Raw genomic sequence first — 26,347 nt, 5'->3', positions numbered from 1 at the left:
CTGAGTCAGCAGGTTTTTTATGAGTGAACCGACAACACGTCGACCGGCGTATGCACGCTTACTGGACCGCGCGGTGCGCATCCTGGCCGTTCGTGACCACAGTGAACAGGAGCTGCGGCGAAAACTGTCGGCTCCGGTGATGAGTAAAAACGGGCCGGAAGAGATTGATGCCACCGCGGAAGATTATGACCGCGTGATTGCCTGGTGCTATGAGCATCGTTATCTTGATGACGAGCGTTTTGCCTCACGGTTTCTCGCCAGCCGCGGCCGTAAAGGATATGGGCCCGCGCGCATCCGGCAGGAGCTGAACCAGAAAGGGGTGGCCAGGGAGTCCATCGAAAAAGCGATGCGCGAATGCGATACTGACTGGTGCGAGCTGGCCAGAGAACAGGCGATTCGTAAATACGACGAACCGCTGCCGCGTGAGTTTTCAGAAAAAGTTAAAATCCAGCGCTTTTTGCTCTACCGCGGCTTTCTGATGGAAGATATTCAGGATATCTGGCGTAATTTTGCCGATTGAACGCATGCGGTATTTTACTTCCCACTAAAGAAAACTTATCTTATTCCCACTTTTTCCAGTAGCTGGTCTGTCCAACGGTTTACCGATACAGGCTGGCTACGACATTTCGTTAGCTTGATTTCAGGATAATTATGAGCAAGAGCACCGCTGAGATCCGTCAGGCGTTTCTCGATTTTTTCCATAGTAAGGGACACCAGGTTGTTGCCAGCAGCTCCCTGGTACCGAACAACGATCCGACTCTGCTGTTTACCAACGCCGGGATGAACCAGTTCAAGGATGTGTTCCTTGGTCTCGACAAGCGTAATTATTCCCGCGCCACAACCTCACAGCGTTGCGTGCGTGCGGGCGGTAAACACAACGACCTGGAAAACGTCGGTTACACCGCGCGTCACCATACCTTCTTCGAAATGCTGGGTAACTTCAGCTTCGGCGACTACTTCAAACACGATGCCATTCAATATGCGTGGGAACTGCTGACCGGTGAAAACTGGTTCAACCTGCCGAAAGAGCGTCTGTGGGTTACCGTCTATGAAACCGATGACGAAGCCTACGAAATCTGGGAAAAAGAAGTCGGGATCCCGCGCGAGCGTATTATTCGCATCGGTGATAACAAAGGCGCGCCATACGCGTCTGACAACTTCTGGCAGATGGGTGATACCGGTCCTTGCGGTCCGTGCACCGAGATCTTCTACGATCACGGCGACCACATCTGGGGTGGGCCTCCGGGCAGCCCGGAAGAAGACGGCGATCGCTACATTGAGATCTGGAACATCGTGTTCATGCAGTTCAACCGTCAGGCCGACGGTACGATGGAGCCGCTGCCGAAGCCTTCCGTCGATACCGGTATGGGTCTGGAGCGTATTGCCGCGGTTCTGCAGCACGTTAACTCCAACTACGAAATTGATCTGTTCAGCACCCTGATCAAAGCCGTTGCGAACGTTACCGGCGCGACCGATCTGAACAACAAATCGCTGCGCGTTATCGCGGATCACATTCGTTCCTGTGCGTTCCTGATTGCCGACGGCGTTATCCCGTCGAATGAAAACCGTGGCTACGTGCTGCGTCGTATCATTCGTCGTGCCATCCGTCACGGCAACATGCTGGGCGCGAAGGACACCTTCTTCTATAAACTCGTTGGGCCACTGATTGGCGTGATGGGTGCTGCCGGTGATGAGCTGAAACGCCAGCAGGCGCAGGTAGAGCAGGTTCTGAAAACCGAAGAAGAGCAGTTTGCGCGTACGCTTGAGCGCGGCCTGGCGCTGCTGGACGAAGAGCTGGCGAAACTTAAGGGCGACACGCTGGATGGCGAAACCGCTTTCCGCCTGTACGACACCTACGGCTTCCCGGTTGACCTGACGGCGGACGTTTGCCGCGAGCGCAACATCAAAGTTGACGAAGCGGGCTTCGAAGCCGCGATGGAAGAGCAGCGTCGTCGTGCGCGTGAGTCCAGCGGTTTCGGTGCAGACTACAACGCGATGATCCGCGTTGATAGCGCATCGGAATTCAAAGGTTATGACGCGCTGGAACTGACCGGCAAAGTGACCGCCCTGTTTGTTGACGGTAAAGCCGTGGACAGCATCAGCGCGGGCCAGGATGCGGTTGTCATTCTGGACAAAACGCCGTTCTACGCGGAGTCCGGCGGTCAGGTTGGCGATAAGGGCGAACTGAAAGGCAACGGCTTTAGCTTTAGCGTCAGCGACACCCAGAAATACGGTCAGGCGATTGGTCACCAGGGCAAACTGGTTTCCGGTTCTCTGAAAGTGGGCGAGGGCGTACAGGCTAACGTTGATGAAGCACGCCGCGCGCGCATTCGTCTGAACCACTCTGCAACCCACCTGATGCACGCTGCCCTGCGCGACGTACTCGGTACCCACGTTGCACAGAAAGGTTCTCTGGTTAACGACAAAGTGCTGCGTTTCGACTTCTCGCACTTTGAAGCGATGAAACCGTCTGAAATCCGCGCGGTGGAAGATCTGGTGAACGCGCAGATCCGTCGTAACCTGCCAATCGAGACCCACATCATGGAGCTCGAGGACGCGAAGAAAAAAGGTGCGATGGCGCTGTTTGGCGAGAAATATGACGACCGCGTTCGCGTGCTGAGCATGGGCGACTTTTCTACCGAGCTGTGCGGCGGTACGCACGCATCGCGCACCGGTGACATCGGCCTGTTCCGCATTGTTTCCGAATCCGGTACGGCGGCAGGCGTGCGTCGTATTGAAGCGGTGACCGGTGAAGGCGCAATCGCCAGCCTGCATGCGCAGAGCGATCAGCTGCACGACATCGCGCAGCTGCTGAAAGGCGATAGCCAGAACCTGGGCGAGAAAGTGCGCGTTGCGCTGGATCGCACGCGTCAGCTGGAAAAAGAGCTGCAGCAGCTGAAAGAGCAGGCTGCGGCGCAGGAGAGTGCAAACCTCTCCAGCAAGGCTGTAGACATTAAGGGCGTCAAACTGCTGGTCAGCGATCTGGCGGGCGTTGAGCCTAAGATGCTGCGTACTATGGTCGACGATCTCAAGAACCAGCTTGGTTCTACCGTTATCGTGCTGGCGACAGTGGCAGAAGGTAAGGTTTCTCTGATTGCGGGCGTCTCTAAGGATGTGACCGACCGCGTTAAAGCAGGGGAACTGATTGGTATGGTCGCTCAGCAGGTGGGCGGCAAGGGTGGCGGTCGTCCGGACATGGCGCAAGCCGGTGGTACGGATGCGGCGGCACTTCCGCAAGCTTTGGCCAGCGTTGAAAGCTGGGTAAGCGCGAAACTGTAATAACTACAAAGCACAAGCAGACGCCATAGCGGTAACGTTATGGCGTCTTGTTCACTGTGCTATCGATAACGATAAAGTCAGGTTGAGTTTGTGTATATCGGCTAAACTTACGTTTAACAGAATGTGATGCCGTGACTGCTTACACTTTACGTGTTTGTCATCGCTTACTTTTTGGCGTTATATGATGGATAATGCCGGGATACAAGAGACCCGACTCTTTTAATCTTTCAAGGAGCAAAGAATGCTGATTCTGACTCGTCGAGTTGGTGAGACCCTCATGATTGGGGATGAGGTCACCGTGACAGTTTTAGGGGTAAAGGGTAACCAGGTACGTATTGGTGTTAACGCTCCTAAAGAAGTATCTGTCCACCGTGAAGAGATCTACCAGCGTATCCAGGCTGAAAAATCCCAGCAGTCCAGTTACTGATATTGTCGCGTCTCGCTGTCGGGCGAGACGCAACCCTCCTGTCATTTTTCCTGCTCAACGTTACCGTTTAATTTCAAACGCTCTCTTTTTAACCACTCCGTTACCCTGAACTCGCCCTTACGCCGCTATTTCTGCAAAGGTTTTCTGTGAAGATGCCTGCAAAATCCGCTTATAAAACACCCTCTTTGCGGCTTTTACATGCGAATTGCGTGTGATTTGTGCAAACGATAAAAGCTTTTGGAAAATTGTTTGACTTATAAGTCCCAGAAAGTAATATATGCGCCACGCAGCGACGAGAAGCTCTTAACGAGTAACTCGAAGCACTCGAAAGAGGCGTTGTGTGGTGAGGTGGCCGAGAGGCTGAAGGCGCTCCCCTGCTAAGGGAGTATGCGGTCAAAAGCTGCATCCGGGGTTCGAATCCCCGCCTCACCGCCATTTTGCATCCGTAGCTCAGCTGGATAGAGTACTCGGCTACGAACCGAGCGGTCGGAGGTTCGAATCCTCCCGGATGCACCATCTATTACTTCATATTGCTTTAGAAGTGATATGAATATCGAGCAGTACAATAGTAAATCCCGATGCATCCGTAGCTCAGCTGGATAGAGTACTCGGCTACGAACCGAGCGGTCGGAGGTTCGAATCCTCCCGGATGCACCATTTACTATTTCTGAAAGCAGTACCCTGATGCATCCGTAGCTCAGCTGGATAGAGTACTCGGCTACGAACCGAGCGGTCGGAGGTTCGAATCCTCCCGGATGCACCATTTACTGTTTCTAAAAGCATTATCCTGATGCATCCGTAGCTCAGCTGGATAGAGTACTCGGCTACGAACCGAGCGGTCGGAGGTTCGAATCCTCCCGGATGCACCATCTTTTCCTTCTTTGTTTATTCCTTCGACGTTCCGTCAGTAATCACACTCTCAGTCAGCGACAAAAATCACCATTTACGATAAAGTAATGCTTTGTTAATCGTTTAGCGAGAGCACGATGTACGCACAGTATGACGGTTTGATCTTCGATATGGACGGCACTCTCCTGGATACCGAACCCACGCATCGTCAAGCCTGGACTGACGTCCTGGGCCGCTACGGAATGCGTTTCGATCTTCAGGCGATGATTGCCCTCAACGGATCCCCCACCTGGCGTATTGCGCAGGCCGTGATTGAACTGAATCAGGCCGATCTCGACCCGCATCTGCTCGCGCGCGAAAAAACCGATGCGGTAAAAGCCATGCTTTTAGATACCGTACGCCCTCTGCCGCTGATTGATGTGGTAAAAGAGTGGCACGGGCGCCGCCCGATGTCGGTAGGAACCGGGAGCGAAAGCGCGATTGCAGAAGCTTTGCTCAACCATCTTGGCCTGCGCCACTATTTTTCTGCCGTGGTCGCCGCCGATCATGTTAAACATCACAAGCCCGCACCGGACACCTTCCTGCTTTGCGCAGAATTAATGGGCGTCCCGGCGGCAAAATGTGTCGTGTTTGAAGACGCCGATTTCGGCATTCAGGCCGCGCGTGATGCCGGAATGGATGCGGTGGATGTGCGCTTACTGTGAGTGACGCGCTGTCACTTGCCTCATTATTCGCCAGCAGTTTTTTAAGCGCCACGCTGTTACCGGGAAATTCGGAAGTGGTGCTGGTGGCGATGCTGTTGTCCGGCGTGAGTCAGCCCTGGCTGCTTGTATTAATAGCAACAATGGGTAATAGCCTTGGAGGGCTGACTAACGTTATTCTTGGGCGTTTCTTTCCGCTGCGCGAAAAATCGCGCTGGCAGGAAAAGGCAGTCGGCTGGCTAAAACGCTATGGCGCTGCCACGCTGTTATTAAGCTGGATGCCTGTAATAGGCGATTTACTGTGTCTGCTGGCGGGATGGATGCGCATCTCCTGGGGACCGGTGCTCTTTTTTTTGTGCCTTGGCAAGGCGTTGCGCTATGTTCTCGTGGCGTGGGCAACACTACAGGGTATGACGTGGTGGCACTAATTGGTGGAATGAATACGCGACCTTCAATCGTCAACCATTACAATTATGCTGAGTAACATTACTTTGACAGGCGGGAGGTCAATTTGATCCCGGACGTATCTCAGGCGCTGGCCTGGCTGGAAAACCACCCTCAGGCATTGAAGGGTATTCAGCGTGGTCTTGAGCGTGAAACGCTGCGCGTTAACGCGGACGGTAGCTTAGCGACGACGGGTCACCCGAAGGCGTTAGGCTCGGCGCTGACACATAAATGGATCACAACCGATTTCGCTGAGGCACTGCTGGAGTTCATCACGCCAGTAGAGGGTGATATTGATCATATGCTGACGATCATGCGCGATATCCATCGCTACACCGCGCGCAACATGGGCGACGAACGTATGTGGCCCCTCAGCATGCCGTGCTATATCGAGCAGGGCCAGGAGATTGAGCTGGCGCAGTACGGCACGTCAAATATCGGCCGGCTGAAAACGCTCTATCGCGAAGGGCTGAAAAACCGCTACGGCGCGTTGATGCAGACGATCTCGGGCGTGCATTACAACTTCTCGCTGCCAATGGCGTTCTGGCAGGCGAAATGCGGTGAAACGGATAAAGACGCGATCTCTGAAGGCTACTTCCGCCTGATCCGCAACTATTACCGTTTCGGCTGGGTGATCCCGTATCTGTTTGGTGCCTCCCCGGCGATCTGTTCTTCGTTCTTGCAGGGGAAACCGACCACGCTGCCGTTCGAGAAGACCGAGTGCGGAATGTACTATCTCCCGTACGCCACCTCTCTGCGCCTGAGCGATCTCGGTTATACCAATAAATCGCAAAGCAATCTCGGTATTACGTTTAACGAATTGCACGAATATGTGGCAGGATTGAAGCGGGCGATCAAAACCCCGTCGGAAGAGTACGAGAAAATCGGCCTCGAAAAAGACGGCAAGCGCCTGCAAATCAACAGCAATGTGCTGCAGATTGAAAACGAGCTGTATGCGCCTATTCGTCCTAAGCGCGTAACGCGCAGCGGTGAAACCCCGTCGGATGCGCTGCAGCGCGGTGGGATCGAATACATTGAAGTGCGTTCGCTGGATATCAACCCGTTCTCACCGATTGGCGTTGATGAGCAGCAGATTCGCTTCCTGGATCTGTTTATGGTCTGGTGCGTGCTGGCGGATGCGCCGGAAATGAGTTCAGACGAACTGCTTTGTACCCGTACAAACTGGAATCGCGTGATTCTGGAAGGGCGTAAGCCGGGCCTGACGCTGGGTATTGGCTGCGAAACGGCACAGTTCCCGCTGACCAAAGTCGGCAAAGATCTGTTCCGCGACCTGAAGCGTGTTGCACGGACAATGGACAGCATCGACGGCGGCGACGCGTATCAACAGATCTGCGACCAGCTGGTGGAATGTTTTGATAATCCGGAACTGACGTTCTCAGCGCGTATTCTGCGTTCTATGATCGATCGGGGCATTGGCGGCACGGGGCGTTCACTCTCAGCGGAGTACCGCGAGATGCTGATGCAGGAGCCGTTAGAAGTGCTGAGCGAAGCGGATTTTGTCGCGGAACGCGATGCGTCCGTGGTGCGTCAGAAAGAGGTTGAAGCGGCGGATACCGAGTCGTTTGAGGCGTTTCTGGCGAAGCAGGCTTAAGCAGAAAAGAAAAAGGCCACATCGCTGTGGCCAAAATATACATCTCTGAATTCAGGGATGATGATAACAAATGCGCGTCTTTCATATACTCAGACGTGCATTCTGTAGAAGAGTTCAGTTTATTTTAAAAAAAATCACTATCGGAGGTGACGTATGCCGTTATTAGATAGCTTTACTGTCGACCATACCCGTATGGAAGCACCTGCAGTACGCGTGGCGAAGACCATGCACACCCCGCACGGCGACACGATCACCGTCTTCGATCTGCGTTTCTGCGTGCCAAATAAAGAAGTGATGCCAGAGAAAGGCATTCATACCCTGGAACACCTGTTCGCCGGTTTCATGCGTGACCATCTGAACGGCAACGGCGTTGAGATCATCGACATCTCTCCGATGGGCTGCCGTACCGGTTTCTACATGAGCCTGATTGGCCAGCCGGAAGAGAAACGCGTCGCTGATGCGTGGAAAGCGGCGATGGAAGACGTGCTGAAGGTGAAAGAGCAGAACCAGATCCCTGAGCTGAACGTTTACCAGTGCGGTACTTACCAGATGCACTCTCTGGAAGAAGCGCAGGACATCGCGCGTCACATCATCGAGCGTGATGTTCGCGTGAACAGCAACGAAGAGCTGGCCCTGCCAAAAGAAAAACTGCAGGAACTGCACATCTAGTGCACCTTTTCCCTCTCCCTCCGGGAGAGGGTAGGGGGAGGGTGGTTTAACCCCATGACCACAACCGCAACGTTCTCCTTTACCCATCGTCCCCTCGTTCCGTTTGCCCATGATTACGTTCATGGTGACAGCGAGCCGTGGCATGAGCACAGCTGCGCGCAGCTGTTGCACACCCTGAGCGGCGTGGTACGGGTCGATACGGCTTCGGGCTGTTGGGTTGTTCCTCCCGGTCGCGGCGTCTGGCTACCAGCGGGGACCCGCCACTCGCTTCGCATCACCGGCAACGTGGCGGCGCGAACGCTGTTTATCGATCCGCTGGCGCGGGCCGATCTCCCGGCCACCTGTCAGATCGTGCAGATCGCGCCGCTGTTGCGCGAGCTGATCCTCGTCTCTCTTGCTTTACCTGAATCGTACTCGCCCGGCAGCCGGGATGAACGCGTCTATGAACTCATTCTCTATGAAATCCGCACCATGCCTGTGCTGCCGTTTCATCTGCCGGAGCCGGAAAGCGAGGCGTTACGTCACCTGTGTCTGCAAATCCGGCAAAACGCGGGGGAGAGCTGGAGCAGCGCGCAGGCCGCGAGCATGATGAACGTGAGCGAACGCACCCTGAACCGCCATTTTCAGCAGCAGACGGGATTAAGCTACGGCGAGTGGTTGAGAAGGGCGCGCCTGCTGGAAGCCTTAGTGCGGCTGGCGCAGGGCCAGCCGGTACTACGCGTGGCGCTGGATCTGGGTTACGGCAGCCACAGCGCCTTTACGGCGATGTTCCGCCGGGTAATGGGCGTCTCACCCAGCGATTACTTTAAGAACGACTGACGGCGTTTAAAAGCGCCTGAAGCGACGCGCGCGCCACGTCGCTGTCGATGCCCACGCCCCAGCGGCTGCTCCCGTCCTGGAACAGGCAGCGGATGTAGGCCACCGAGCGGCTGTCGCTGCGTTCGCCTAACGTATGCTCGTGATAATCCTTAATCACGAACGGGGCGCTGATCCAGCGGCTTAAGCCTTGAGCGGCGGCGGAGAGCAGACCGTTACCCTGACCTTCCAGCTGACGCGTTCCCCCCTGCGTAGCGATGCTTGCCGTCAAACGCAGCTGGCCGTCCTGCTGGCTGTCGCTGCGGTAGGATTGCAGCGCAAACTGCGGCGTGGCTACCAGCCCGTAGCGGGTGCGGAACAGCTGCCACAGCGCATTCTGCGTCATCTCTTTTCCGTGGCGATCGGTTTCCTGCTGCACGTGCTGGCTGAAATCCTGCTGCAGGGCGCGAGGTAATTTCAGACCATGATTCTGTTCGATGAGCCACGCGCTGCCGCTTTTCCCTGACTGGCTGTTGACGCGGATCACCGCTTCGTAGGTGCAGCCGATATCCTGCGGATCGACGGGCAGATACGGCATCTCCCAGCGATCGCCAGGCCTGCGGGCATCAAAGCCTTTTTTGATCGCATCCTGGTGCGAGCCGGAGAAGGCGGTATAGGCCAGCCGGCCTGCCCACGGGTGGCGCGGATGCACCGGCAGCTGGTTGCAGGCTTCCACCACTTCCACGACCCGGTTCATATCGCTAAAGTCGAGATTCGGGCTGACGCCCTGGCTGTAGAGGTTCATCGCCAGCGTCACCAGGCAGACGTTGCCCGTGCGTTCCCCGTTACCAAACAGACAGCCCTCCACGCGGTCTGCCCCCGCCATCACGGCCAGCTCGGCGCTGGCGACGCCGGTACCGCGGTCGTTATGCGGATGTACGCTGATGCAGACATCCCGGCGGCGGCTGAAGTGGCGACAGAAATACTCGATCTGGTCGGCATAGACGTTCGGCGTGCTCACTTCGACGGTGGCCGGTAAGTTGATCACCATGGGCCGTTCGTCGCACGGCTGCCAGATCTCCGCCACGGCTTCACAAATCTCCAGCGCAAACTCCGGCTCGGTAAAGCAGAAGGTCTCCGGGGAATACTCATACTGCCAGCGGGTGTCCGGGTTCTCTTCACACAGCTGACGAATTAGCCGCGTGGATCGCGTCGCCAGCTCAACGATTTGCGCTTTTTCCATGCCGAACACCAGGCGGCGGAACAGCGGGGCGGTGGCGTTATACAGATGGACGGTGGCCTGTTTCGCACCGCGCAGGGATTCGAAAGTGCGATGGATGAGATCTTCCCGCGCCTGGGTTAATACCTGAATCGTGACGTCATCCGGGATGCGGTTCTCTTCAATCAGCTGGCGAACGAAGTTGAAGTCGGTCTGCGAGGCGGATGGGAAAGCCACCTCAATTTCTTTGAATCCGCAGCCCAGCAGCAGGTCCCAGAACTGCAGCTTGCGGGTGCTGTCCATCGGCTCGGCAAGGGCCTGGTTGCCGTCGCGCAGGTCGGTGGAGAGCCAGCGCGGCGCGCGGGTAATGCGTTGCTCCGGCCAGCGGCGGTCGGGCAGAAAAAGGGTTGGATAGGGTTGGTACTTGTCGGCGGGTGTGTTCAGCATGATGCGCTCCTGTTGTCTTTTCACTATCGTGAATGGATTTCAGGAGCGCTGCTTTATCGAAACTGTCAATCGCTGTCGCGTTCTGGACACGGTGCGGTTTTTTGCCGGATGGCGGCTACGCCTTATCCGGCCTACGTTCGTAGGCCCGGTAAGCGAAGCGCCACCGGGCAACTGTCACAGGACTAGTGCGCGCCACCGCCGCCGCTACCGGCGCCAAACGGTGGTTTAGCAAACCATACCAGCCCCAGCAGGACGATAAAGATCCCCGCCGATATCCAGAAAATCTCGTTGGCGGAGATAATCAGACCCTGATTGGTGATCTGCTGGGCAATCCAGCCGGACGCCTGCTGTTCCGTCATACCCATTCCCTGCAGCTGGTTGTACATCTGCTGAGAGTTCGGGTTGAACGGGTTCACCGCTTCGGTCAGCTGCGCATGGTGCATCGATTCACGGTTCGTCCACAGGGTGGTGGTGATCGACGTACCTATCGAGCCCGCCAGCGTTCGCGTAAAGTTCGACAGGCTCGATGCGGCCGCCATGCGCTCAGGCGGTAAACCGGAAAGCGTGATGGTGGTCAGTGGCATAAAGAAGCACGCCACGGCAAAGCCCTGAATAAACTGCGGCCACGCGGACGCGCCAAAGTCCATTCCCGGTTCGAACGTATACGCGCGCCAGTAGAAGCACACGGCGTACATGATAAAGCTGAACGTCACCAGCCGGCGCATGTCGAGCTTGTGGGCGAAGCGGCCAATAATCGGCGACAGCAGAACCGGAATCAATCCAACCGGCGCCGAGGCTAAACCTGCCCAGGTTGCGGTGTAGCCGTATACCTCCTGCAACAGCTGCGGCAGCAGTACAATCGCGCCGAAGTAGAGCATGTAGGCGAGGCTGATACACAGACAGCCTATGGTGAAGTTTCGCGACTTAAACAGCGACAGGTCGACTATCGGGTTATCGTCCGTCAGCTCCCAGACAATCAGGAAGCTCAGCGACACCACCGCGACAATCGTCAGGATGATGATCTCCCTGGAATTGAACCAGTCCAGCTCTTTGCCCTGGTCGAGCATGACCTGCAGGCTACCGATGCCGACAACCAGCAGTGCCAGACCAATGGCGTCGATACGCCGCTGTTCCGTCCGGGTTTCTCTGCCGCGCAGCGACTGGAGCGTCAGCATTACCACGAGGGCGCCAATCGGTACGTTGATGAAGAAGATCCAGCCCCAGTGATAGTTGTCGCTGATATAGCCGCCTAAGATAGGCCCGCAAATCGGCGCGACAATCACGGTCATTGACCACAGCGCCAGCGCAATCGAGCGTTTGGCTGGCGGGTAGTTGTTCAGCAGTAAGCTCTGCGACAGCGGGATCAGCGGCCCGGCGACAATCCCCTGAATGACGCGGAAGAAAATCAGCATCGTCAGGCTGCTGGACATGCCGCACGCCCAGGAGGCAAGAACGAACAATACCGTTGACCAGAGGAACAACTTCACTTCACCGACGCGCTTTGCCAGCCAGCCGGTAATCGGAATGGAGATGGCGTTTGCCACCCCAAACGAGGTAATGACCCAGGTCCCCTGGCTCAGCGACGAGCCAAGGTTACCGGCGATGGTCGGGATCGCCACGTTTGCGATGGTGGAGTCCAGCACCTGCATGAATGTCGCCAGCGACAGCGCGATGGTCATGATGACCAGCTGCGCGCCTTCCAGCGGTTTTTGCGGCTTTTGCTGTTGCATAACGCTCACCTTCGGATTAACCGGCGTTTGCCTTCACGATGTCATCGATCAGCTTGTTGACCGGATCGAGGCTAATTTCACGGGCGTTACTTTCATAAGCCGGGCTGCTGCGCACCTGGCTTGCCAGGATCTGACCGTCGCGGTTGGCGGTGTCGACCGTTACCAGCGTAGAGAGGCCGATACGCAGCGGGTGATCCGCCAGCTGTTTGGCATCCAGCTCAATACGCACGGGCAGACGCTGAACCACTTTGATCCAGTTACCGGTGGCGTTTTGCGCAGGCAACAGGGAGAAGGCGCTGCCGGTCCCCATGTCCAGACCAACCACTTTACCGGTGTACTTCACGTCATCGCCATAGATGTCGCTGACAACCGTCGCGGTCTGGCCGATACGCATATGGGCAAGCTGCGTCTCTTTAAAGTTGGCGTCTACCCACAGATTGTCTGCCGGCACGACCGCCATCAGCGGCGTGGTTGGGCTAATCTGCGCCCCTGGCTGGACGGAACGACGGGAGACATAGCCGGTCATCGGGCTGACGATTTTGGTACGCTGCAGGGCAAGCCACGCGTTGCGCACTTCGGTCGCCGCCTGCTGTACGGCAGGCTGGTTTTCCAGACTGGTGCCCAGCACCATCGCCTGGTTGGCGTTGTACTGTTGAATCGCCACATCCAGCTGTGCCTGAGCGCTGGCAACGGCATCGCGGGCGTGCTGCAACTCTTCACGGCCAATCAGGTTGGCGGTGCCGAGCGGTACGCGGCGGTTCAGGTCGCTCTGCGCCTGCGCCAGCGCCGTTTTCTGCACGTCGATGTTGGCCTGCAGCTGTTTGCTGTTGATCATCAGCTGGCGGGTCTGACGGACGCTGGAGGCCAGCGCGGTCTGTGCTTTTTCAAACGCCTGCTGGGCGTCGGTTGGATCGAGGGTCACCAACACATCGCCTTTTTGCACAAAGTCGGTATTGTCAGCCCAGACTTTCGTCACGCTGCCCGACACCTGCGCCATAATTTGTACCTGGTTCCCTGCCACGTACGCGTCGTCAGTCTCTTCAGCATGACGCAGTACTAAAAACCAATAGATCCCATATGCCACGGCAATAATGATAAAGAGCAAGGTCAACAGAAGAAGGGCGCTCTTACGTTTGCCTTTCTTGTTGGCCGGTTGCTGCGGGGTAGTGCTCTCCGCATTTGCGCTCATTGTTGTTCTCCACGATCTTCTTATTTTCACATCGGCTGAGCCGACCTGTTGTCAGAAAGGCCAGCACTGTGACGTGCTGGCCTATCGGTTTTCTTATGAATCTGGAATGGTGAGCGTGTCGTCGCGTTAGCGCAGCGCCTCAAGAACGGCGCCGTCTTCATCCATCTGGTCCAGACGGGTGAGCAGCTTGCGAGTGATGTGCTCAAGCTGGTCGCGCTCGGCGGTGCTGAGGACAGACCAGAGTTTGTGCAGGCAATTGTGCTGAGGTGGCAGCACCTCGCGCAGGAACTGGTGACCTTTATCGGTCAGTTGCAGATGCAGGCAGCGGCGATCGTTGTCGCTTTCACGGCGCTCAATCCAGCCGCGCTTTTCGAGTTCATCGGCAATACGGGTCGCATTGGTACGGGAGGAGCCCAGCGCGCAGCTCAGTTCGGAAGGCTGAATGCTGTGATTTTCCTGAGACTCCAGCGTAATCAACGCCATAAACAACGTCTCGTTAATCCCTTGAGCTTTCAGCATTTTATTACGGTTTTCCAGTAGCTTACCCTGCATGTGCATGCACAGGCGAGTCAGCAGGATTTCCTGATACGGGAAGTCCTCATGGCGACTGGCGCGGAATTTAAGCATTTGTTCAATGGGCGTAAACGAACTATCCATTTGGGCATAACCTCATTAATTACAGCCGATATAGTAACGATAGTGACAAATAATGTAAATGAATTATTTGTGCGGTTATATCCGCCAAACTTATGTCACCATCAGAAAGCGCCGGGTAAGTCCGTGACCCGGTGAGCACAGAAAGCGTTGGGTGTGAACCCGCTGAAGAGAGGATGTGAGGACGGGGGTCTGAACTATTCATGCCGATTGTAAATATGTCACCCACATTAAAATTTCTGGGATAAATGATTACGTTTACATTAACAGAGTGAAGGGCCTCTTAACACCCTAAGAGGCCAACTCAATGTAAATGTTAGTTAATTGCATCCTGGCGGTGATAACCGCGCCACCATACTAGCAGGTTGAGAGTGGCGACGATGGCCCCGATCGCGCATACCCCCGACCAGCCCGCATGCTGCCACGCCGACGCTGAAATAAGCGAACCCGCTGCGCCGCCGATGAAGTAGCTGGTCATGTATCCGGCCGTCAGGCGGTTACGCGCCTCTGGCTTCACGCGATAGATGACGGTCTGATTGGTGATGTGAACGCCCTGAACGGTGAGATCGAGCACCAGGATACCGACGATCAGCGCCAGCACCGAGATGTGTCCGTACCAGATCGCCGCCCAGGAGAGCAGAAGTAAAACCAGCCCTGCGGAGGTGGTCAGGTGGGATTTGCCCTTGTCGGCCAGCCCGCCAGCGGGGCGTGCCCCCAGCGCGCCTGCGGCACCGGCCAGGCCGAACAGGCCAATCACCCCTTCGGAATAATTGAACGGCGGCGCGGCCAGCAGAAACGCCATTGACGTCCAGAGAATGCTGAAGTTAGCGAAGGTGAAACAGCCCAGCAGGGCGCGGGTACGCAGAAGCTTGTCCTGCGTAAACAGGCTGAAAACGGAGGCCAGCAGCTGAGGATAGTTCAGGTGGTTTTCCTGCTTCACTTTTGGCAGCCCGCGCCACAGCGCCAGCGCCATGACGACCATCAGCACGCTCGCCACCCAGTATACGGTGCGCCAGCCGCCGAGGCTTGCCAGCAGCCCGGCAACGGTACGCGCCAGCAAAATCCCCAGCAGCAGGCCGCTCATGATGGTGCCCACCACCTTGCCGCGTTTTTCCGGAGAGGCGAGGGTCGCGGCGAGCGGGACCAGGATTTGCGCCACCACGGAGAACAGCCCGGTAAGCGCGGTTCCGACGATCATCATCGTCAGCGACTGGCTGCTGGCGGTGATCAGCATCCCACCGGCGGCCAGCAGGGTCATGGAGACGATCAGCATTCGGCGTTCAAACATATCGCCGAGCGGCACCAGGAACAGCAGCCCGGCGGCATAGCCCAGCTGTGCTGCGGTAACGATAAAGCCTGCGGAGCTGGCGGAGAGATTGAACGCGCGGGCGATGGTGTCGAGAAGGGGTTGTGCGTAATAGTTGCTGGCGACCGCCAGACCCGTTGCCACGGACATTAAAAGGATGAGTGCGGGGCTAAGCCCTTGAGCTGTTTTTGTCATTAGTTTCAGGAATCGTTAGTTGAGTGATTATTTTTCCGGAAACCATAATAGCTAATGATTGTGAAAGTGGGGGGATTGTTGGGTGATGTATTGTGCGGTTTAGGTGGATTGTGCGGTTTGATCCCCTCACCCCGGCCCTCTCCCAAGGGGAGAGGGAGGTCATCGTCCCCTCTCCCTCTGGGAGAGGGTTAGGGTGAGGGGTAGGGTTTTGTTTTTACTTCTGCGCTTCAAGCGCCTCTTTCACCCAGCCGTCAAACTGCTGCTGGTGGGCTTTGATCCAGCCGTCAACGTGGCCTTTCACATCCGCTTCAGACGATTTGCCCGCATGCATCATTGCGTTCTGGGCATTGATGTCCGCCAGCGGCAGCTTCATTACCGAGAACAGCTTCGCCGCCGCCGGGTTTTTCTCCGCCCAGGCTTTGTTGGCCACGATATGCATGGTGTTCACCGGGAAGCCGTAGTTCATGCCGTTCGGCAGTTTTGTGTCGATATCCTTCTGCTCGCCCGGCAGGGAGGAGAACGGCACCTGCAGCCACACCACGTCTTTGCCCGGCTTCAGCACGTCGCTTACCCAGTACGGCGTCCAGGTGTAGTAGATCACCGGTTTCCCCTCTTTGAAGCGGGCAATGGTGTCGGCCATCATCGCGGAGTAGTTGCCGTGGCTTACGTCGACCGTTTTCGCCAGATCGAAAGCTTTGTTCTGGTGGTTAATTACCGCTTCACAGCCCCACCCCGGCGAGCAGCCCATCATGTCGGCCTTGCCGTCACCGTTGGTGTCGAACAGTTTGGCGATCTTCGGATCTTTCAGCTGTTCAATATTGGTGATGTGGTACTGGTCCGCAGTTTTCTTGTCAATCAGATACCCCTGCGCCGCACCCGTCACGAAGGTCCCCTCGCGATAGAACTTCTTGTCACCGCCGGCGGCGGCATACATGTCGTCGTGCAGCGGCTGCCAGTTGACGGCGGTAAAGGTGGCGTCACCGGAGGCAATCGAGGTGTAGCCCACGTTGTAATCTACTTCGCTCGGCGTGTTAACCGTGTAGCCCAGCTTCTCCAGCGCGCGGCTGACGATCAGGGTCTGGAAGCTCTCTTCCGAAATGGTGCTCTGCACCGGCTGTACGGTAATGCCTTTGCCAGGCAGGTCAGCCGCAAACGCGCTGGTGGAGACAAGGGTGGCAAACGCTGTGGCAAAAAGTACGTTATGTCGCATCGTTGTTCCTTATTTTGATTTCGTGAAAGGGCGGGTGAGTAACCCGACAGGGCCGGTGGTATACCAGCGACGGTTGCCGCGACTGCGTGAATCACGACCGACGGCCTGAGTCAGGCGGTCAAGGATAATGGCGAGGATCACAATGCCGACGCCGCCGACGGTGGCCAGCCCCATATCGAGACGGCCAATGCCGCGCAGCACCATCTGACCCAGACCGCCAACGGCGATCATCGAGGCAATGACCACCATCGACAGGGCCAGCATCAGCGTCTGGTTAACGCCCGCCATGATGGTCGGCATCGCCAGCGGAAGCTGAACCTTAAACAGCATCTGGCGCGGACTGGCGCCGAACGAGCGTGACGCTTCGATCAGGTCCGCAGGCACCTGGTTAATCCCCAGAATGGTCAGACGAATAATCGGCGGCAGGGCGAAGATAATGGTCACTACCACCCCCGGCACGTTGCCGATGCCGAACAGCATCACGATAGGCACCAGATAGACGAACGCCGGGGTGGTCTGCATCGCATCCAGCAGCGGGCGAATTATCTTCGCCGCTCGCGGGCTGCGCGCCAGCCAGATCCCCATCGGCAGGCCGATGACAATGCAAAAGAGCAGAGCGGTCAGCACCAGCGCCAGGGTGATCATCGCCTGCGACCATGCGCCAATCGCGCCGATAGCGATCAGAGAGATCAGCGTGGCGACCCCCATGCCCGCGCTACCGAACTGCCAGGCGATCAGGGAGAACAGGATAATCGCCACCGGCGCCGGCATGCCCAGCATCAGCTGCTGGAAGCCGTTCAGGATGTAATCCACCGGGACGCGGATCCCCTGAAAGACCGGACGGAAGTGGGTGACCACCCAGTCGATCCCTTCCGTGACCCAGCTGTCCAGCGGGATCAGCGTTTTATGGAACGGATCCATGATGTTGAAGTGTTCTGGCGCAGGCGCGGGTGCGCTGTTGAGCCAGTCTGCCGCGCCGCTGCCATCTGTCGGCGCTGGCGTGGAACCCCACGCGTCGGCGGATTGCGCAGCGCTGTCCGCTGCCTCAGTGGCGCCCCACGGGTTAGATTGATCGGTCATTGTTTGCCCCCTCGCGATCTAAAGCCTGCAGCAGCATCCTTTTTGAGATGATGCCGACGTACTGTTGTTCCTCACCCACGACCGGCACGGCGCACGGCGCCTGGCCCACGTGAGAGAGCAACTCGCTGAGCGGCGTTTCGGCGTCCACGGCAAGCGGAGCGTCAATTAACGCCGCATCGATTCCCTGGTTCTCAGTGAGAGCCGTTTTCAGGGAGTCGATGGAGACAATGCCAACAAATTTATTGCCGCGTTCAACCAGATAGCCGTATTCACGGTCTTCATCCTGCAGCAGCTTCAGCGCCGAGCGCGGGCCGAAGCCTGGCGTTTTACGGATAATGCCGTTTGGTGTTCGGCGGGCAATATCTTTGGCGCTAAAGACCTGGCTAATATCCACGCCGCGGAAGAAGGTGCGGACATAATCGTTCGCCGGATTATTGAGAATTTCATCCGGCGTGCCGACCTGCACCACTTCACCGTTTTGCATAATGGCAATGCGGTCGCCAATACGCATGGCTTCATCCAGATCGTGGGAAATAAAGACAATCGTTCGCTGATGTTTAGCCTGTAATTTTACCAGCTCATCCTGCATCTCGGTGCGAATTAACGGATCGAGGGCGGAGAAGGCTTCATCCATTAATAATATGTCTGGATTAATGGCTAATGCACGGGCTAATCCCACGCGTTGACGCATACCGCCGGAAAGTTCATCCGGGTACGCATGCGCATAATTTTCCAGCCCGACCTGACGCAGCGCGTCAAGGGCTTTTTCCTGACGTTCCTGAGCCGGCGTGCCGGCTAATTCCATGCCGAAAGCGGTATTATCCAGCACCGTCATGTGCGGCATCAGCGCGAATGACTGGAACACCATTGCGATCTTCTTTCTGCGCACCTCGCGAAGCTCTGCGTCTGATATTCTGGCGATATCCACGCCGTCAATCAGCACCTGCCCGCGGGTGGGTTCAATCAGGCGATTGAGAAGGCGAACCATAGTGGATTTACCCGAACCGGATAATCCCATGATGACAAAAATCTCGCCTTCTTCAATGGCCAGACTGGCGTCTTTAACGCCAAGCGATAGCCCGGTTTTTTCCAGAATTTGCTCTTTAGTAAGGCCTTTCTCAATATATTTGAATGCGCGCTGCGGGTGCTCGCCAAATACTTTATAAAGATTTTTCACTTCTAATTTAATTGCCATGCAATAGAGAGTGTCCTGTTATTTGTTTATGCCGATATGATTACCATGGTAAATTGTTAACGGGCATAACCCTAACATACTGAGAATCTGAGACAACCCTGAGTCGGGCTAAGGGCGGAATTTTGAAGTAAGCGAAACGGCTGAATTTCCCATGAATAAAGGGCTGAGGGCGGTTTGAATTTTTCTCAATTTTTTGCTGCTGCGTCGGGAAATTTCGCCTGAACCGGAATGATTCAGGCGAATATGACGTGGAAATTACAGTGTAGTTGTTTTGTAAATATTAGAGCGGGAATTGTTGGGATTATATTAAATTAACGAACGTTAGCGTTCATTAAAAATCCCAGTCTTCATCCTCGGTTTCCACCGCTTTGCCCATCACATACGATGAGCCCGATCCGGAGAAGAAATCGTGGTTTTCGTCGGCATTGGGCGACAGCGCGGCCAGAATCGCCGGGTTCACCTCCGCCATCTCCGGCGGGAAAAGCGCGTCGTAGCCCAGGTTCATCAGCGCCTTGTTGGCGTTGTAGCATAGGAAGGCCTTCACGTCGTCCTCCCAGCCGGTGCCGGCGTAGAGTTCCTCGGTATAGCTCAGCTCGTTGTCGTACAGATCCATCAGCAAATCGAGCGCAAAGCCTTTAAGCTCCTCGCGCTTCGCCTCGCTGACTTTCTCCAGCCCTTTCTGATACTTATAGCCAATGTAATACCCGTGCACCGCTTCATCGCGAATGATGAGCCGAATCAAATCGGCGGTGTTGGTGAGCTTGCCCCGGCTCGACCAGTACATGGGCAGCCAGAAGCCGGAATAAAAGAGGAAAGATTCCAGGAACACGCTGGCGATCTTTTTCTTCAGCGGCTCGTCGGCGCGGTAATATTCCAGAACCAGCTCTGCCTTTCTCTGTAGTGACTCGCTCTCTTCACTCCAGGCGTAGGCCGCGTCCACGTCTTTGGTCTGGCACAGGGTCGAGAAAATCGAGCTGTAGGAGCGGGCATGCACCGCCTCCATAAAGCTGATATTCGACATCACCGCCTCTTCGTGCGGCGTGAGCGCGTCGCTCATCAGAGCCGGTGCACCGACGGTATTCTGAATGGTGTCCAGCAGCGTCAGGCCGGTAAAGACGCGGATCGTCAGCTGCTGTTCGGCGTGGCCGAGCGTTTGCCAGGCAGGAATATCGTTGGAGAGCGGGACCTTTTCCGGCAGCCAGAAGTTGCTGGTCAGGCGGTTCCATACCTCCAGGTCTTTATCGTCCTGGATTTTGTTCCAGTTAACGGCACTCACGCGTGACAGTTTCATCCTTTCTCCTTACAGCGCGCAGGACACGCAGCCTTCGATTTCGGTGCCTTCCAGCGCAAGCTGGCGCAGGCGAATGTAGTAGAGCGTTTTGATGCCTTTCTTCCAGGCGTAGATTTGCGCTCTGTTGATATCCCGCGTGGTGGCGGTGTCCGGGAAAAACAGCGTCAGCGACAGCCCCTGGTCCACATGTTTTGTCGCTTCGGCGTAGGTATCGATGATTTTCTCCGGGCCGATCTCATACGCGTCCTGATACAGCGCCAGGTTCTCATTGGTCATAAACGGGGCAGGGTAGTAAACGCGCCCGGTTTTGCCTTCCTTACGAATTTCAATTTTCGACACGATCGGGTGAATGCTCGACGTGGCGTGGTTGATGTAGGAAATCGATCCGGTCGGCGGGACGGCCTGTAGGTTCTGGTTATAAATGCCGTAGCGCATCACCTCGTCTCGCAGCTGCTGCCACATCTCGCGCGTCGGCAGGTTAATCCCCGCGCGGGCAAACAGTTCGCGCACTTTTTCGGTTTTCGGCTGCCAGTCGCCTTCGAGGTACTGGCTGAAATATTCCCCGCTGGCGTAGCGGGACTGCTCAAAGCCCGCGAACCGCTGGTTGCGCTCGCGCGCCAGCATCATCGAGGTGTGCAGCGCGTGCCAGGTAATGGTGTAGAAATAGAGGTTGGTGAAATCCAGCCCTTCCGGGCTGCCGTAGGCGATGCCTTCCCGCGCCAGATAGCCGTGCAGGTTCATCTGCCCCAGACCGATGGCGTGCGACGCGGCGTTGCCTGCTTCAATAGACGGCACGCTGCGGATGTGGCTCATGTCCGATACCGCCGTCAGCCCGCGAATGGCGGTCTCCACCGTGCGGCCAAAGTCGGGGGAATCCATGGTGTGGGCAATATTCAGCGACCCGAGGTTGCAGGAGATATCCTTGCCGATGTCCGCGTAGTCCAGGTTCTCGTCGTAGGCTGACGCGCTGTTGACCTGCAAAATCTCCGAGCACAGGTTGCTCATGTTGATACGCCCGGCAATCGGGTTCGCGCGGTTCACCGTATCCTCATACATGATGTACGGATAGCCGGACTCAAACTGGATCTCCGCCAGCCGCTGGAAGAAATCGCGGGCGTTGATGGTTTTTTTGCGAATGCGCTCGTCGGCCACCAGTTGGTCATAAAGTTCGCTGATGGCCACGTCGCCAAAGGCTTTGCCGTAAATACGCTCGATGTCGTACGGCGAGAAAAGCGCCATCTCGGCATTCTCCCTGGCCAGTTTAAAGGTGACATCCGGGATCACCACGCCGAGCGACAGGGTTTTGATGCGAATTTTTTCGTCGGCGTTTTCGCGTTTGGTATCAAGAAAACGCAGAATGTCCGGATGATGCGCGTGCAGGTAAACCGCCCCCGCGCCCTGACGCGCGCCAAGCTGGTTGGCATAGGAGAAGGCATCTTCCAGCATCTTCATCACCGGGATCACGCCGGAGGACTGGTTTTCGATGCGCTTGATCGGCGCGCCCGCTTCACGCAGGTTCGAGAGCAGAAACGCCACGCCGCCGCCGCGTTTGGAAAGCTGCAGCGCCGAGTTCACCGCGCGGCCAATCGACTCCATATTGTCTTCGATACGCAGCAGGAAGCAGGAGACCAGCTCGCCGCGCTGGGCTTTGCCGCAGTTGAGGAAGGTCGGCGTGGCGGGCTGGAAGCGTCCGGAAAGGATCTCGTCGGCGAGCTGTTCCGCCAGCGCTTCATCACCCTGCGCCAGGGTCAGCGCCACCATCGCCACGCGATCTTCAAAGCTCTCTAAGTAGCGTTTACCGTCAAAGGTTTTCAGGGTGTAGCTGGTGTAATACTTCCACGCGCCGAGGAAGGTCTGGAAACGAAAGCCTCTGACCTGGGCGCGCTCAAACAGCTTCACCACAAAGGCGCGGTCGTAGCGGGTGAGCACGCGCGCGTCGTAGTAGCCCTCGTTAACCAGATAGTCGAGACGTTCATTCTGGCTCGCAAACGTCACGCTGTTGGGCCGCACGTGGGCGGCAAAAAAGGCGTCCACCGCCTCACGATCTTTGTCGAACTGAATGCGCCCCTCCCGATCGTAGAGGTTAAGCATGGCGTTTAATGCGTGGTAATCCGGTGTCGCCTGAATCACCCGTTCTGCGGTTGTCGTTGCCAAAATTCGTTCACTCCTTTACGCACGTTTTCGACGTCCTGCTGTGTCCCCATCAGCTCAAAACGATAGAGATACGGCACGCCGCATTTTTGAGAAATGACATCCCCGGCGCGGCCAAAGGCATCGCCGAAATTGCGATTCCCCGCCGCGATCACGCCGCGGATTAGCCCGCGGTTATGAGGATCGTTCAGAAAGCGGATCACCTGGCGTGGCACGGCTCCTGCCGTACCGCCGCCGCCATAGCTGGGCACCACCAGTATGTAAGGTTCCTCTACCCGGATCCGCTCCCGCTCGTTCAGCGGAATGCGCACCGCAGGCAGCCCGACGCGCTCAATAAAGCGGAGCGTGTTTTCCGAGCTGCTGGAGAAGAAAACCAGCCCACTCATGCCCGGGCGGCCTGAGCGCTCAGGCGGTTAATCATGTCCGGGCGGAAGCCAGACCAGCTTGTTTCCCCGGCGACCACCACCGGAAGCTGACGAAAACCCTGCTTGCGCAGGGTATCTGCGGCCTCGGGGACCTGGTCAACATTCACCATTTCAAACGCCACGCCGCGGCTTTCCATTGCCCGTTTGGTCGCGTGGCACTGAACACAATTGTTACGAGTGTAAATAATAATGCTCATGATTCGTATTTCCATTTAAAATGAGGGTACGGCGCGAATCATCGCGTCGGGTTGTGTATGTCTTGCTAAAAGGAATACTAGATGTAGTTGTCTTAAGTTTCAACCATACAAGATATGGGAAATTTAGATTGATGTCGCCCCTGTGATGAGCACAGCGGGGCAGGGCAGGCTGTACGGGTTTTTCAGGCTAACGGGCATAAAAAAGCCCCGGCGCCTGAGGCTACCGGGGAAGAATACGCGGGATTATTTACGCAGGCTGAGCAGGGCACCGACGAAGATGCCGACCGCCGCGACGGTTCCCAGAGTACATAGCGGTTTTTCACGCACGAAGGTCGTAGCACAGCTTGCCATGTCGCAGGCAGCCTGCGTGGCGCGTGAACGTCCGTTCATACGGGCGCGGGTTTCACGGAGCAGAGACTGAGCCTTACGCTTTGCGGCATCCGCTTCGTCCTTCGCGTCACTTCCCCAGGACTTCAGCACCTCTTCCAGCGTGTCCGCTAATTGGCTGACATCATTACGAATATCCTGAGCGTCGTCGTTAATATCGTTTCGGTTCGGTCTGTTAAACATACGATCCTCCGTAATTTTGTGTTCCCGTTCAGTTTAGTTCAGAAATTTAATATCTGAAGCGCATCACGCGTTATCCGGCAGTTTATGGACTATTCTGAAAGCCCTGCTATTGCTGAATACTGTAAGGTTGCCGGGCAGGAAAAGATAACGAGGAAAAGATATGTATTTACGACCTGACGAGGTGGCACGCGTTCTTGAAAAAGAGGGATTCACCATGGATGAGGTGACGCCAAAAGCGTATGGATATCGCCGCGGCGAGAATTATGTTTATGTTAATCGCGAAGCAAGAATGGGACGTACCGCTCTCATTATTCACCCGACGCTGAAAGACAGAAGTCTGTCATTTGCTGAGCCTGCCTCGGATATTAAAACCTGCGATCATTATCAGCAATTTCCGCTCTATTTAGGCGGTGAACGGCATGAGCATTATGGTATTCCGCACGGTTTCAGTTCGCGTATGGCGCTGGAGCGATTTTTGAAGGGACTGTTTGGCGACGTACAGTAAATCCGCGACTGGCGTGCGCCAGTCGCTTCACATCACGCTTTTGCCTGGCTGTACTGGTTGACCTTAAACAGGCGGCGACAGTAGTCGAGGAAATAGCCGTAAACGGCTCCCATCAACATCGAAATAACAATATTCGAACTGACCGCCGCAGCGATCTGGTGCCAGTCTGCACCGACTGTCAGGAGAATGGCTACGTAAACCGGCGACTGGAACGTCACATACGCCAGAACGTCCGCCAGGTTTTTCACCCAGCCTGCAGGACTGATACGACGCGCGAAGCGCATTACCGCATCGCGGTATAAACCATAAGGCCATGCAATAATAATATTGACCGGGATCGCCACCAGACGAGAAGAAAGCGACTGCTCGAAGGACATTCCGGAGAGGAATATTTCGATCAGCATGTTCACGACGGAACAGTAAACAACCATCGCGAAAGTATCCGCCACCGCGTGGCGCAGGCGAGATTGCGGCGAGAACATGTCTGAACTCCTTGAGAAGAACACAAAAGAAACGATTTTCCTTCAGCGGTTAGTGCTTTAGGTTGGTTTGTTTGACATGTATAGCGTATATCTCTGCGTTTGAACTAACAACTAGTGATTAATTTTTATTTAATCGCCTTTTGTCCACAAAATTCTCTAAAGTTGTTCGTTTTTTGTTCCGATCGTTATAATCTGTCTCGTTTGATGGTTTTTATATTAAAATCAATCACTTGTTTTTTCGGTGGCGAGAGGCAGGAATCCCCATCTGATAGCGGTGGAGTATGCTGCGGTTTGGATTAAGGTTGGCTATTTATATTAATGTGATGATTGGATTCACCGGTGTCCTGTCAGCGCCTTGCGCTATTATTAACAGTGAGTTCTAAATATATTAACGCTGATGTCCGTACGGACCCTTGGGTAGATATTTCAACTCAAATGAATTATTCTGTCGGCGATTTATCTATTTATCCCCCAAAGAAAAGGTTTTCAAATAATATGTCTTTGACGTTACAGAATCTTAATAATATCCGAACCCTGCGCGCTATGGCGCGTGAATTATCCCTGGACGTTCTTGAGGAAATGCTGGAAAAGGTCAGGGTCGTTACTGAAGAGAAACGCAGCGAGCTGACGGAATTAGAGCAGCAGCGTGCTGAGCAGCAGGAAAAAATTAATGCCCTGCTGGAGCGGATGAAAGCCGATGGTATTTCCCCGACTGACCTGCTGGGTTCTGAACTGGCGCAGGCGGGTAAGCCAGCGAAAAAGCGTAAGCCGCGTGAAGCAAAATATCGCTTTATTGACCAGAACGGCGAAGAGAAAACGTGGACCGGCCAGGGCCGCACGCCGAAGCCTATCGCCAGCGCGCTGGCAGACGGTAAATCACTGGATGATTTTCTGATCTAACGGATGAGCCGGGCGGAACACGCCGCCCGGCTGACTGTTCAGCAGACGCCGAAATCGCCTTCTTCGGTATAAGGCGCCACGTCGGCGGCTTTCAGCGTATATTTCTCGCCTTGCTCATTGCTGGCCTGGACCGCCACAATGCTGTCACCGTTCACTTCGAGCACTTTCAGTTTCGGGCCGCCTTTACGCGGTTGCACATAATCACCGACAGAAAACATATTACCTCCTCATCGTTTTAGCGATCTTCACCTTAGCCCACGCATGACGCCGGGTACAGCGTAATTCACCGATTACTGCTTATGAGGTACGCCGATTCCATGGCATCACCTTGAGCAGTCGCGCCATGCCGCAAAAGCCCGTCACACCGGCGAACAGCAGCCCGGCTCCGACAAAACCGCTGAGCAGGAAAAAGCCGCTGGAGACGCTATAGCCCAGCACCACGCCACAGAGTATTAACAGCCCGGCGGCAATTTGCACCTGACGCATCAGCGGCAGCGGCTGGGACTTGTTTTCGACGGTTGGCAGCCCCGCCAGCTTCCAGCCCTGAATCCCCCCCTCGACCACAAATGCCTCTGCGGGCGCGGCGGCCTGAGCAAGGCGCTCGGCATTCCCCGACGTCCGGGCGCCGGACTGGCAGTGAAAAATCACCGTATCGCCCGCCAGCGCGTTAAGTGCGCCGGGTAAGGTATCCAGCGGCACGGACCGCGCGGCGGGAATATGCTCGCGGGCGTACTCGTCGGCATCACGAATATCAATCAGTTTTGCGCCTTCAGCGACCCGGGCATTGGCCTGACGCGGTGAAAGAAGAGGAAGTGACATGGCGGC

At 56.0% G+C, this 26,347-nt stretch carries 26 protein-coding genes and 5 tRNA genes; 15 read left to right on the top strand and 16 right to left on the bottom strand.

The window, feature by feature from the left end; genetic code table 11:
- The first annotated feature begins 19 nt into the window (after positions 1 to 19).
- The 13 genes from recX (at position 20) to EnteroDNA1_RS09195 (ending at position 8,800) form a co-directional block, all read left to right on the top strand.
- Entirely contained in the window at positions 20 to 520 is a 501-nt protein-coding gene (gene recX / locus EnteroDNA1_RS09255; RefSeq protein WP_069303221.1) for a recombination regulator RecX, read from the top strand.
- Between the two features lie 131 nt (positions 521 to 651).
- A complete protein-coding gene (gene alaS / locus EnteroDNA1_RS09250; protein ID WP_045888112.1) occupies positions 652 to 3,279 on the top strand; it encodes an alanine--tRNA ligase in 2,628 nt (875 codons plus the stop codon).
- A 241-nt stretch (positions 3,280 to 3,520) separates the two neighbouring features.
- Positions 3,521 to 3,706 (top strand): carbon storage regulator CsrA, encoded by a 186-nt coding sequence (gene csrA / locus EnteroDNA1_RS09245; RefSeq protein ID WP_000906486.1) that lies wholly within the window; start codon positions 3,521 to 3,523, stop codon positions 3,704 to 3,706.
- A gap of 342 nt (positions 3,707 to 4,048) precedes the next feature.
- Positions 4,049 to 4,141, top strand: a tRNA-Ser gene (locus tag EnteroDNA1_RS09240).
- Positions 4,142 to 4,145: 4 nt separating this feature from the next.
- Positions 4,146 to 4,222, top strand: a tRNA-Arg gene (locus EnteroDNA1_RS09235).
- Between the two features lie 64 nt (positions 4,223 to 4,286).
- Positions 4,287 to 4,363, top strand: a tRNA-Arg gene (locus tag EnteroDNA1_RS09230).
- 29 nt (positions 4,364 to 4,392) lie between these two features.
- Positions 4,393 to 4,469 (top strand) — tRNA-Arg (locus EnteroDNA1_RS09225).
- Between the two features lie 29 nt (positions 4,470 to 4,498).
- Positions 4,499 to 4,575 (top strand) — tRNA-Arg (locus tag EnteroDNA1_RS09220).
- Between the two features lie 117 nt (positions 4,576 to 4,692).
- Positions 4,693 to 5,259, top strand: a complete 567-nt coding sequence (yqaB, locus tag EnteroDNA1_RS09215; RefSeq protein WP_032648006.1) for a fructose-1-phosphate/6-phosphogluconate phosphatase — start codon at positions 4,693 to 4,695, stop codon at positions 5,257 to 5,259.
- Positions 5,256 to 5,684: a YqaA family protein gene (locus EnteroDNA1_RS09210; RefSeq protein ID WP_008499541.1), complete on the top strand. Its 429-nt coding sequence runs from the start codon at positions 5,256 to 5,258 to the stop codon at positions 5,682 to 5,684. The genes yqaB and EnteroDNA1_RS09210 overlap by 4 nt, the downstream gene beginning before the upstream one ends.
- An 83-nt stretch (positions 5,685 to 5,767) precedes the next feature.
- Positions 5,768 to 7,312: a glutamate--cysteine ligase gene (gene gshA / locus EnteroDNA1_RS09205; protein ID WP_069303220.1), complete on the top strand. Its 1,545-nt coding sequence runs from the start codon at positions 5,768 to 5,770 to the stop codon at positions 7,310 to 7,312.
- A 153-nt stretch (positions 7,313 to 7,465) separates the two neighbouring features.
- Positions 7,466 to 7,981 (top strand): S-ribosylhomocysteine lyase, encoded by a 516-nt coding sequence (luxS, locus tag EnteroDNA1_RS09200; RefSeq protein ID WP_014884972.1) that lies wholly within the window; start codon positions 7,466 to 7,468, stop codon positions 7,979 to 7,981.
- Between the two features lie 54 nt (positions 7,982 to 8,035).
- Complete coding sequence (locus EnteroDNA1_RS09195) at positions 8,036 to 8,800, top strand: AraC family transcriptional regulator (RefSeq protein ID WP_069303219.1); 765 nt, start codon at positions 8,036 to 8,038, stop codon at positions 8,798 to 8,800.
- On the opposite strand, the gene leuA is transcribed toward EnteroDNA1_RS09195, so the two are convergent.
- The 13 genes from leuA to EnteroDNA1_RS09130 all read right to left on the bottom strand — a co-directional run bounded on the left by leuA (position 8,787) and on the right by EnteroDNA1_RS09130 (position 23,635).
- The gene (leuA, locus tag EnteroDNA1_RS09190; RefSeq protein WP_033146362.1) at positions 8,787 to 10,442 is read right to left on the bottom strand and encodes a 2-isopropylmalate synthase; all 1,656 of its coding nucleotides are present in this window, start codon (positions 10,440 to 10,442) and stop codon (positions 8,787 to 8,789) included. The two genes, EnteroDNA1_RS09195 and leuA, sit on opposite strands and share 14 nt — an antisense overlap.
- Positions 10,443 to 10,624: 182 nt before the next feature.
- Positions 10,625 to 12,172 (bottom strand): multidrug efflux MFS transporter permease subunit EmrB, encoded by a 1,548-nt coding sequence (gene emrB, locus EnteroDNA1_RS09185; RefSeq protein ID WP_032660391.1) that lies wholly within the window; start codon positions 12,170 to 12,172, stop codon positions 10,625 to 10,627.
- Positions 12,173 to 12,188: 16 nt separating this feature from the next.
- Positions 12,189 to 13,361 carry a multidrug efflux MFS transporter periplasmic adaptor subunit EmrA gene (gene emrA, locus EnteroDNA1_RS09180; RefSeq protein WP_045909303.1) on the bottom strand — a complete coding sequence of 391 codons (1,173 nt, stop codon included), beginning with the start codon at positions 13,359 to 13,361 and terminating at the stop codon, positions 12,189 to 12,191.
- Between the two features lie 126 nt (positions 13,362 to 13,487).
- A complete protein-coding gene (gene mprA / locus EnteroDNA1_RS09175) occupies positions 13,488 to 14,018 on the bottom strand; it encodes a transcriptional repressor MprA (protein WP_023333174.1) in 531 nt (176 codons plus the stop codon).
- Positions 14,019 to 14,331: 313 nt separating this feature from the next.
- Complete coding sequence (locus EnteroDNA1_RS09170; protein ID WP_039263411.1) at positions 14,332 to 15,516, bottom strand: MFS transporter; 1,185 nt, start codon at positions 15,514 to 15,516, stop codon at positions 14,332 to 14,334.
- Positions 15,517 to 15,730: 214 nt separating this feature from the next.
- On the bottom strand, positions 15,731 to 16,726 hold the full coding sequence (gene proX, locus EnteroDNA1_RS09165) for a glycine betaine/L-proline ABC transporter substrate-binding protein ProX (protein WP_045404718.1): 996 nt from the start codon (positions 16,724 to 16,726) through the stop codon (positions 15,731 to 15,733).
- Between the two features lie 9 nt (positions 16,727 to 16,735).
- The gene (gene proW, locus EnteroDNA1_RS09160) at positions 16,736 to 17,806 is read right to left on the bottom strand and encodes a glycine betaine/L-proline ABC transporter permease ProW (RefSeq protein WP_033146359.1); all 1,071 of its coding nucleotides are present in this window, start codon (positions 17,804 to 17,806) and stop codon (positions 16,736 to 16,738) included.
- Complete coding sequence (gene proV / locus EnteroDNA1_RS09155; RefSeq protein ID WP_032660399.1) at positions 17,790 to 19,001, bottom strand: glycine betaine/L-proline ABC transporter ATP-binding protein ProV; 1,212 nt, start codon at positions 18,999 to 19,001, stop codon at positions 17,790 to 17,792. Before proV ends, proW begins: the two co-directional genes overlap by 17 nt.
- A 331-nt stretch (positions 19,002 to 19,332) precedes the next feature.
- On the bottom strand, positions 19,333 to 20,292 hold the full coding sequence (nrdF, locus tag EnteroDNA1_RS09150) for a class 1b ribonucleoside-diphosphate reductase subunit beta (protein ID WP_023333169.1): 960 nt from the start codon (positions 20,290 to 20,292) through the stop codon (positions 19,333 to 19,335).
- A 9-nt stretch (positions 20,293 to 20,301) separates the two neighbouring features.
- Positions 20,302 to 22,446, bottom strand: a complete 2,145-nt coding sequence (gene nrdE, locus EnteroDNA1_RS09145; RefSeq protein ID WP_069303218.1) for a class 1b ribonucleoside-diphosphate reductase subunit alpha — start codon at positions 22,444 to 22,446, stop codon at positions 20,302 to 20,304.
- The gene (nrdI, locus tag EnteroDNA1_RS09140; RefSeq protein ID WP_021241965.1) at positions 22,419 to 22,829 is read right to left on the bottom strand and encodes a class Ib ribonucleoside-diphosphate reductase assembly flavoprotein NrdI; all 411 of its coding nucleotides are present in this window, start codon (positions 22,827 to 22,829) and stop codon (positions 22,419 to 22,421) included. Before nrdI ends, nrdE begins: the two co-directional genes overlap by 28 nt.
- Complete coding sequence (nrdH, locus tag EnteroDNA1_RS09135; protein WP_039263417.1) at positions 22,826 to 23,065, bottom strand: glutaredoxin-like protein NrdH; 240 nt, start codon at positions 23,063 to 23,065, stop codon at positions 22,826 to 22,828. The genes nrdI and nrdH overlap by 4 nt, the downstream gene beginning before the upstream one ends.
- A 243-nt stretch (positions 23,066 to 23,308) precedes the next feature.
- Positions 23,309 to 23,635, bottom strand: a complete 327-nt coding sequence (locus EnteroDNA1_RS09130; protein WP_023308924.1) for a DUF883 domain-containing protein — start codon at positions 23,633 to 23,635, stop codon at positions 23,309 to 23,311.
- Positions 23,636 to 23,795: 160 nt separating this feature from the next.
- Between EnteroDNA1_RS09130 and EnteroDNA1_RS09125 the strand changes: the two genes are divergently transcribed.
- Positions 23,796 to 24,140: a DUF2002 family protein gene (locus EnteroDNA1_RS09125; RefSeq protein WP_023308923.1), complete on the top strand. Its 345-nt coding sequence runs from the start codon at positions 23,796 to 23,798 to the stop codon at positions 24,138 to 24,140.
- A gap of 32 nt (positions 24,141 to 24,172) precedes the next feature.
- On the opposite strand, the gene alaE is transcribed toward EnteroDNA1_RS09125, so the two are convergent.
- Positions 24,173 to 24,622: an L-alanine exporter AlaE gene (gene alaE, locus EnteroDNA1_RS09120; RefSeq protein ID WP_069303217.1), complete on the bottom strand. Its 450-nt coding sequence runs from the start codon at positions 24,620 to 24,622 to the stop codon at positions 24,173 to 24,175.
- Between the two features lie 495 nt (positions 24,623 to 25,117).
- On the opposite strand from alaE, the gene stpA reads away from it, so the two are divergent.
- The gene (stpA, locus tag EnteroDNA1_RS09115) at positions 25,118 to 25,522 is read left to right on the top strand and encodes a DNA-binding protein StpA (protein WP_033146355.1); all 405 of its coding nucleotides are present in this window, start codon (positions 25,118 to 25,120) and stop codon (positions 25,520 to 25,522) included.
- Between the two features lie 38 nt (positions 25,523 to 25,560).
- Here the strand turns inward: stpA and EnteroDNA1_RS09110 are convergent, their stop codons facing one another.
- A complete protein-coding gene (locus EnteroDNA1_RS09110; RefSeq protein ID WP_023308920.1) occupies positions 25,561 to 25,740 on the bottom strand; it encodes a hypothetical protein in 180 nt (59 codons plus the stop codon).
- Between the two features lie 79 nt (positions 25,741 to 25,819).
- Positions 25,820 to 26,341: a rhodanese family protein gene (locus EnteroDNA1_RS09105; RefSeq protein ID WP_069303216.1), complete on the bottom strand. Its 522-nt coding sequence runs from the start codon at positions 26,339 to 26,341 to the stop codon at positions 25,820 to 25,822.
- Positions 26,342 to 26,347: the final 6 nt, after the last annotated feature.

Source organism: Enterobacter sp. HK169 (assembly GCF_001719105.1).
Taxonomy (GTDB): Bacteria; Pseudomonadota; Gammaproteobacteria; order Enterobacterales; family Enterobacteriaceae; genus Enterobacter; species Enterobacter asburiae_B.
This window is presented reverse-complemented; position numbering and strand designations above follow the sequence as displayed.

Excerpts from the sequence above, each read along its gene's own strand:
- EnteroDNA1_RS09170 (WP_039263411.1), bottom strand. The coding sequence starts at position 15,516 with ATGACAAAAACAGCTCAAGGGCTTAGCCCCGCACTCATCCTTTTAATG.
- recX (WP_069303221.1), top strand. The coding sequence starts at position 20 with ATGAGTGAACCGACAACACGTCGACCGGCGTATGCACGCTTACTGGAC.
- nrdH (WP_039263417.1), bottom strand. The coding sequence starts at position 23,065 with ATGAGCATTATTATTTACACTCGTAACAATTGTGTTCAGTGCCACGCG.
- luxS (WP_014884972.1), top strand. The coding sequence starts at position 7,466 with ATGCCGTTATTAGATAGCTTTACTGTCGACCATACCCGTATGGAAGCA.
- EnteroDNA1_RS09125 (WP_023308923.1), top strand. The coding sequence starts at position 23,796 with ATGTATTTACGACCTGACGAGGTGGCACGCGTTCTTGAAAAAGAGGGA.
- nrdF (WP_023333169.1), bottom strand. The coding sequence starts at position 20,292 with ATGAAACTGTCACGCGTGAGTGCCGTTAACTGGAACAAAATCCAGGAC.
- EnteroDNA1_RS09195 (WP_069303219.1), top strand. The coding sequence starts at position 8,036 with ATGACCACAACCGCAACGTTCTCCTTTACCCATCGTCCCCTCGTTCCG.
- proV (WP_032660399.1), bottom strand. The coding sequence starts at position 19,001 with ATGGCAATTAAATTAGAAGTGAAAAATCTTTATAAAGTATTTGGCGAG.
- emrA (WP_045909303.1), bottom strand. The coding sequence starts at position 13,361 with ATGAGCGCAAATGCGGAGAGCACTACCCCGCAGCAACCGGCCAACAAG.
- alaE (WP_069303217.1), bottom strand. The coding sequence starts at position 24,622 with ATGTTCTCGCCGCAATCTCGCCTGCGCCACGCGGTGGCGGATACTTTC.
- proX (WP_045404718.1), bottom strand. The coding sequence starts at position 16,726 with ATGCGACATAACGTACTTTTTGCCACAGCGTTTGCCACCCTTGTCTCC.
- leuA (WP_033146362.1), bottom strand. The coding sequence starts at position 10,442 with ATGCTGAACACACCCGCCGACAAGTACCAACCCTATCCAACCCTTTTT.
- mprA (WP_023333174.1), bottom strand. The coding sequence starts at position 14,018 with ATGGATAGTTCGTTTACGCCCATTGAACAAATGCTTAAATTCCGCGCC.
- yqaB (WP_032648006.1), top strand. The coding sequence starts at position 4,693 with ATGTACGCACAGTATGACGGTTTGATCTTCGATATGGACGGCACTCTC.
- csrA (WP_000906486.1), top strand. The coding sequence starts at position 3,521 with ATGCTGATTCTGACTCGTCGAGTTGGTGAGACCCTCATGATTGGGGAT.
- EnteroDNA1_RS09130 (WP_023308924.1), bottom strand. The coding sequence starts at position 23,635 with ATGTTTAACAGACCGAACCGAAACGATATTAACGACGACGCTCAGGAT.
- proW (WP_033146359.1), bottom strand. The coding sequence starts at position 17,806 with ATGACCGATCAATCTAACCCGTGGGGCGCCACTGAGGCAGCGGACAGC.
- stpA (WP_033146355.1), top strand. The coding sequence starts at position 25,118 with ATGTCTTTGACGTTACAGAATCTTAATAATATCCGAACCCTGCGCGCT.
- EnteroDNA1_RS09110 (WP_023308920.1), bottom strand. The coding sequence starts at position 25,740 with ATGTTTTCTGTCGGTGATTATGTGCAACCGCGTAAAGGCGGCCCGAAA.
- alaS (WP_045888112.1), top strand. The coding sequence starts at position 652 with ATGAGCAAGAGCACCGCTGAGATCCGTCAGGCGTTTCTCGATTTTTTC.
- emrB (WP_032660391.1), bottom strand. The coding sequence starts at position 12,172 with ATGCAACAGCAAAAGCCGCAAAAACCGCTGGAAGGCGCGCAGCTGGTC.
- nrdI (WP_021241965.1), bottom strand. The coding sequence starts at position 22,829 with ATGAGTGGGCTGGTTTTCTTCTCCAGCAGCTCGGAAAACACGCTCCGC.
- EnteroDNA1_RS09105 (WP_069303216.1), bottom strand. The coding sequence starts at position 26,341 with ATGTCACTTCCTCTTCTTTCACCGCGTCAGGCCAATGCCCGGGTCGCT.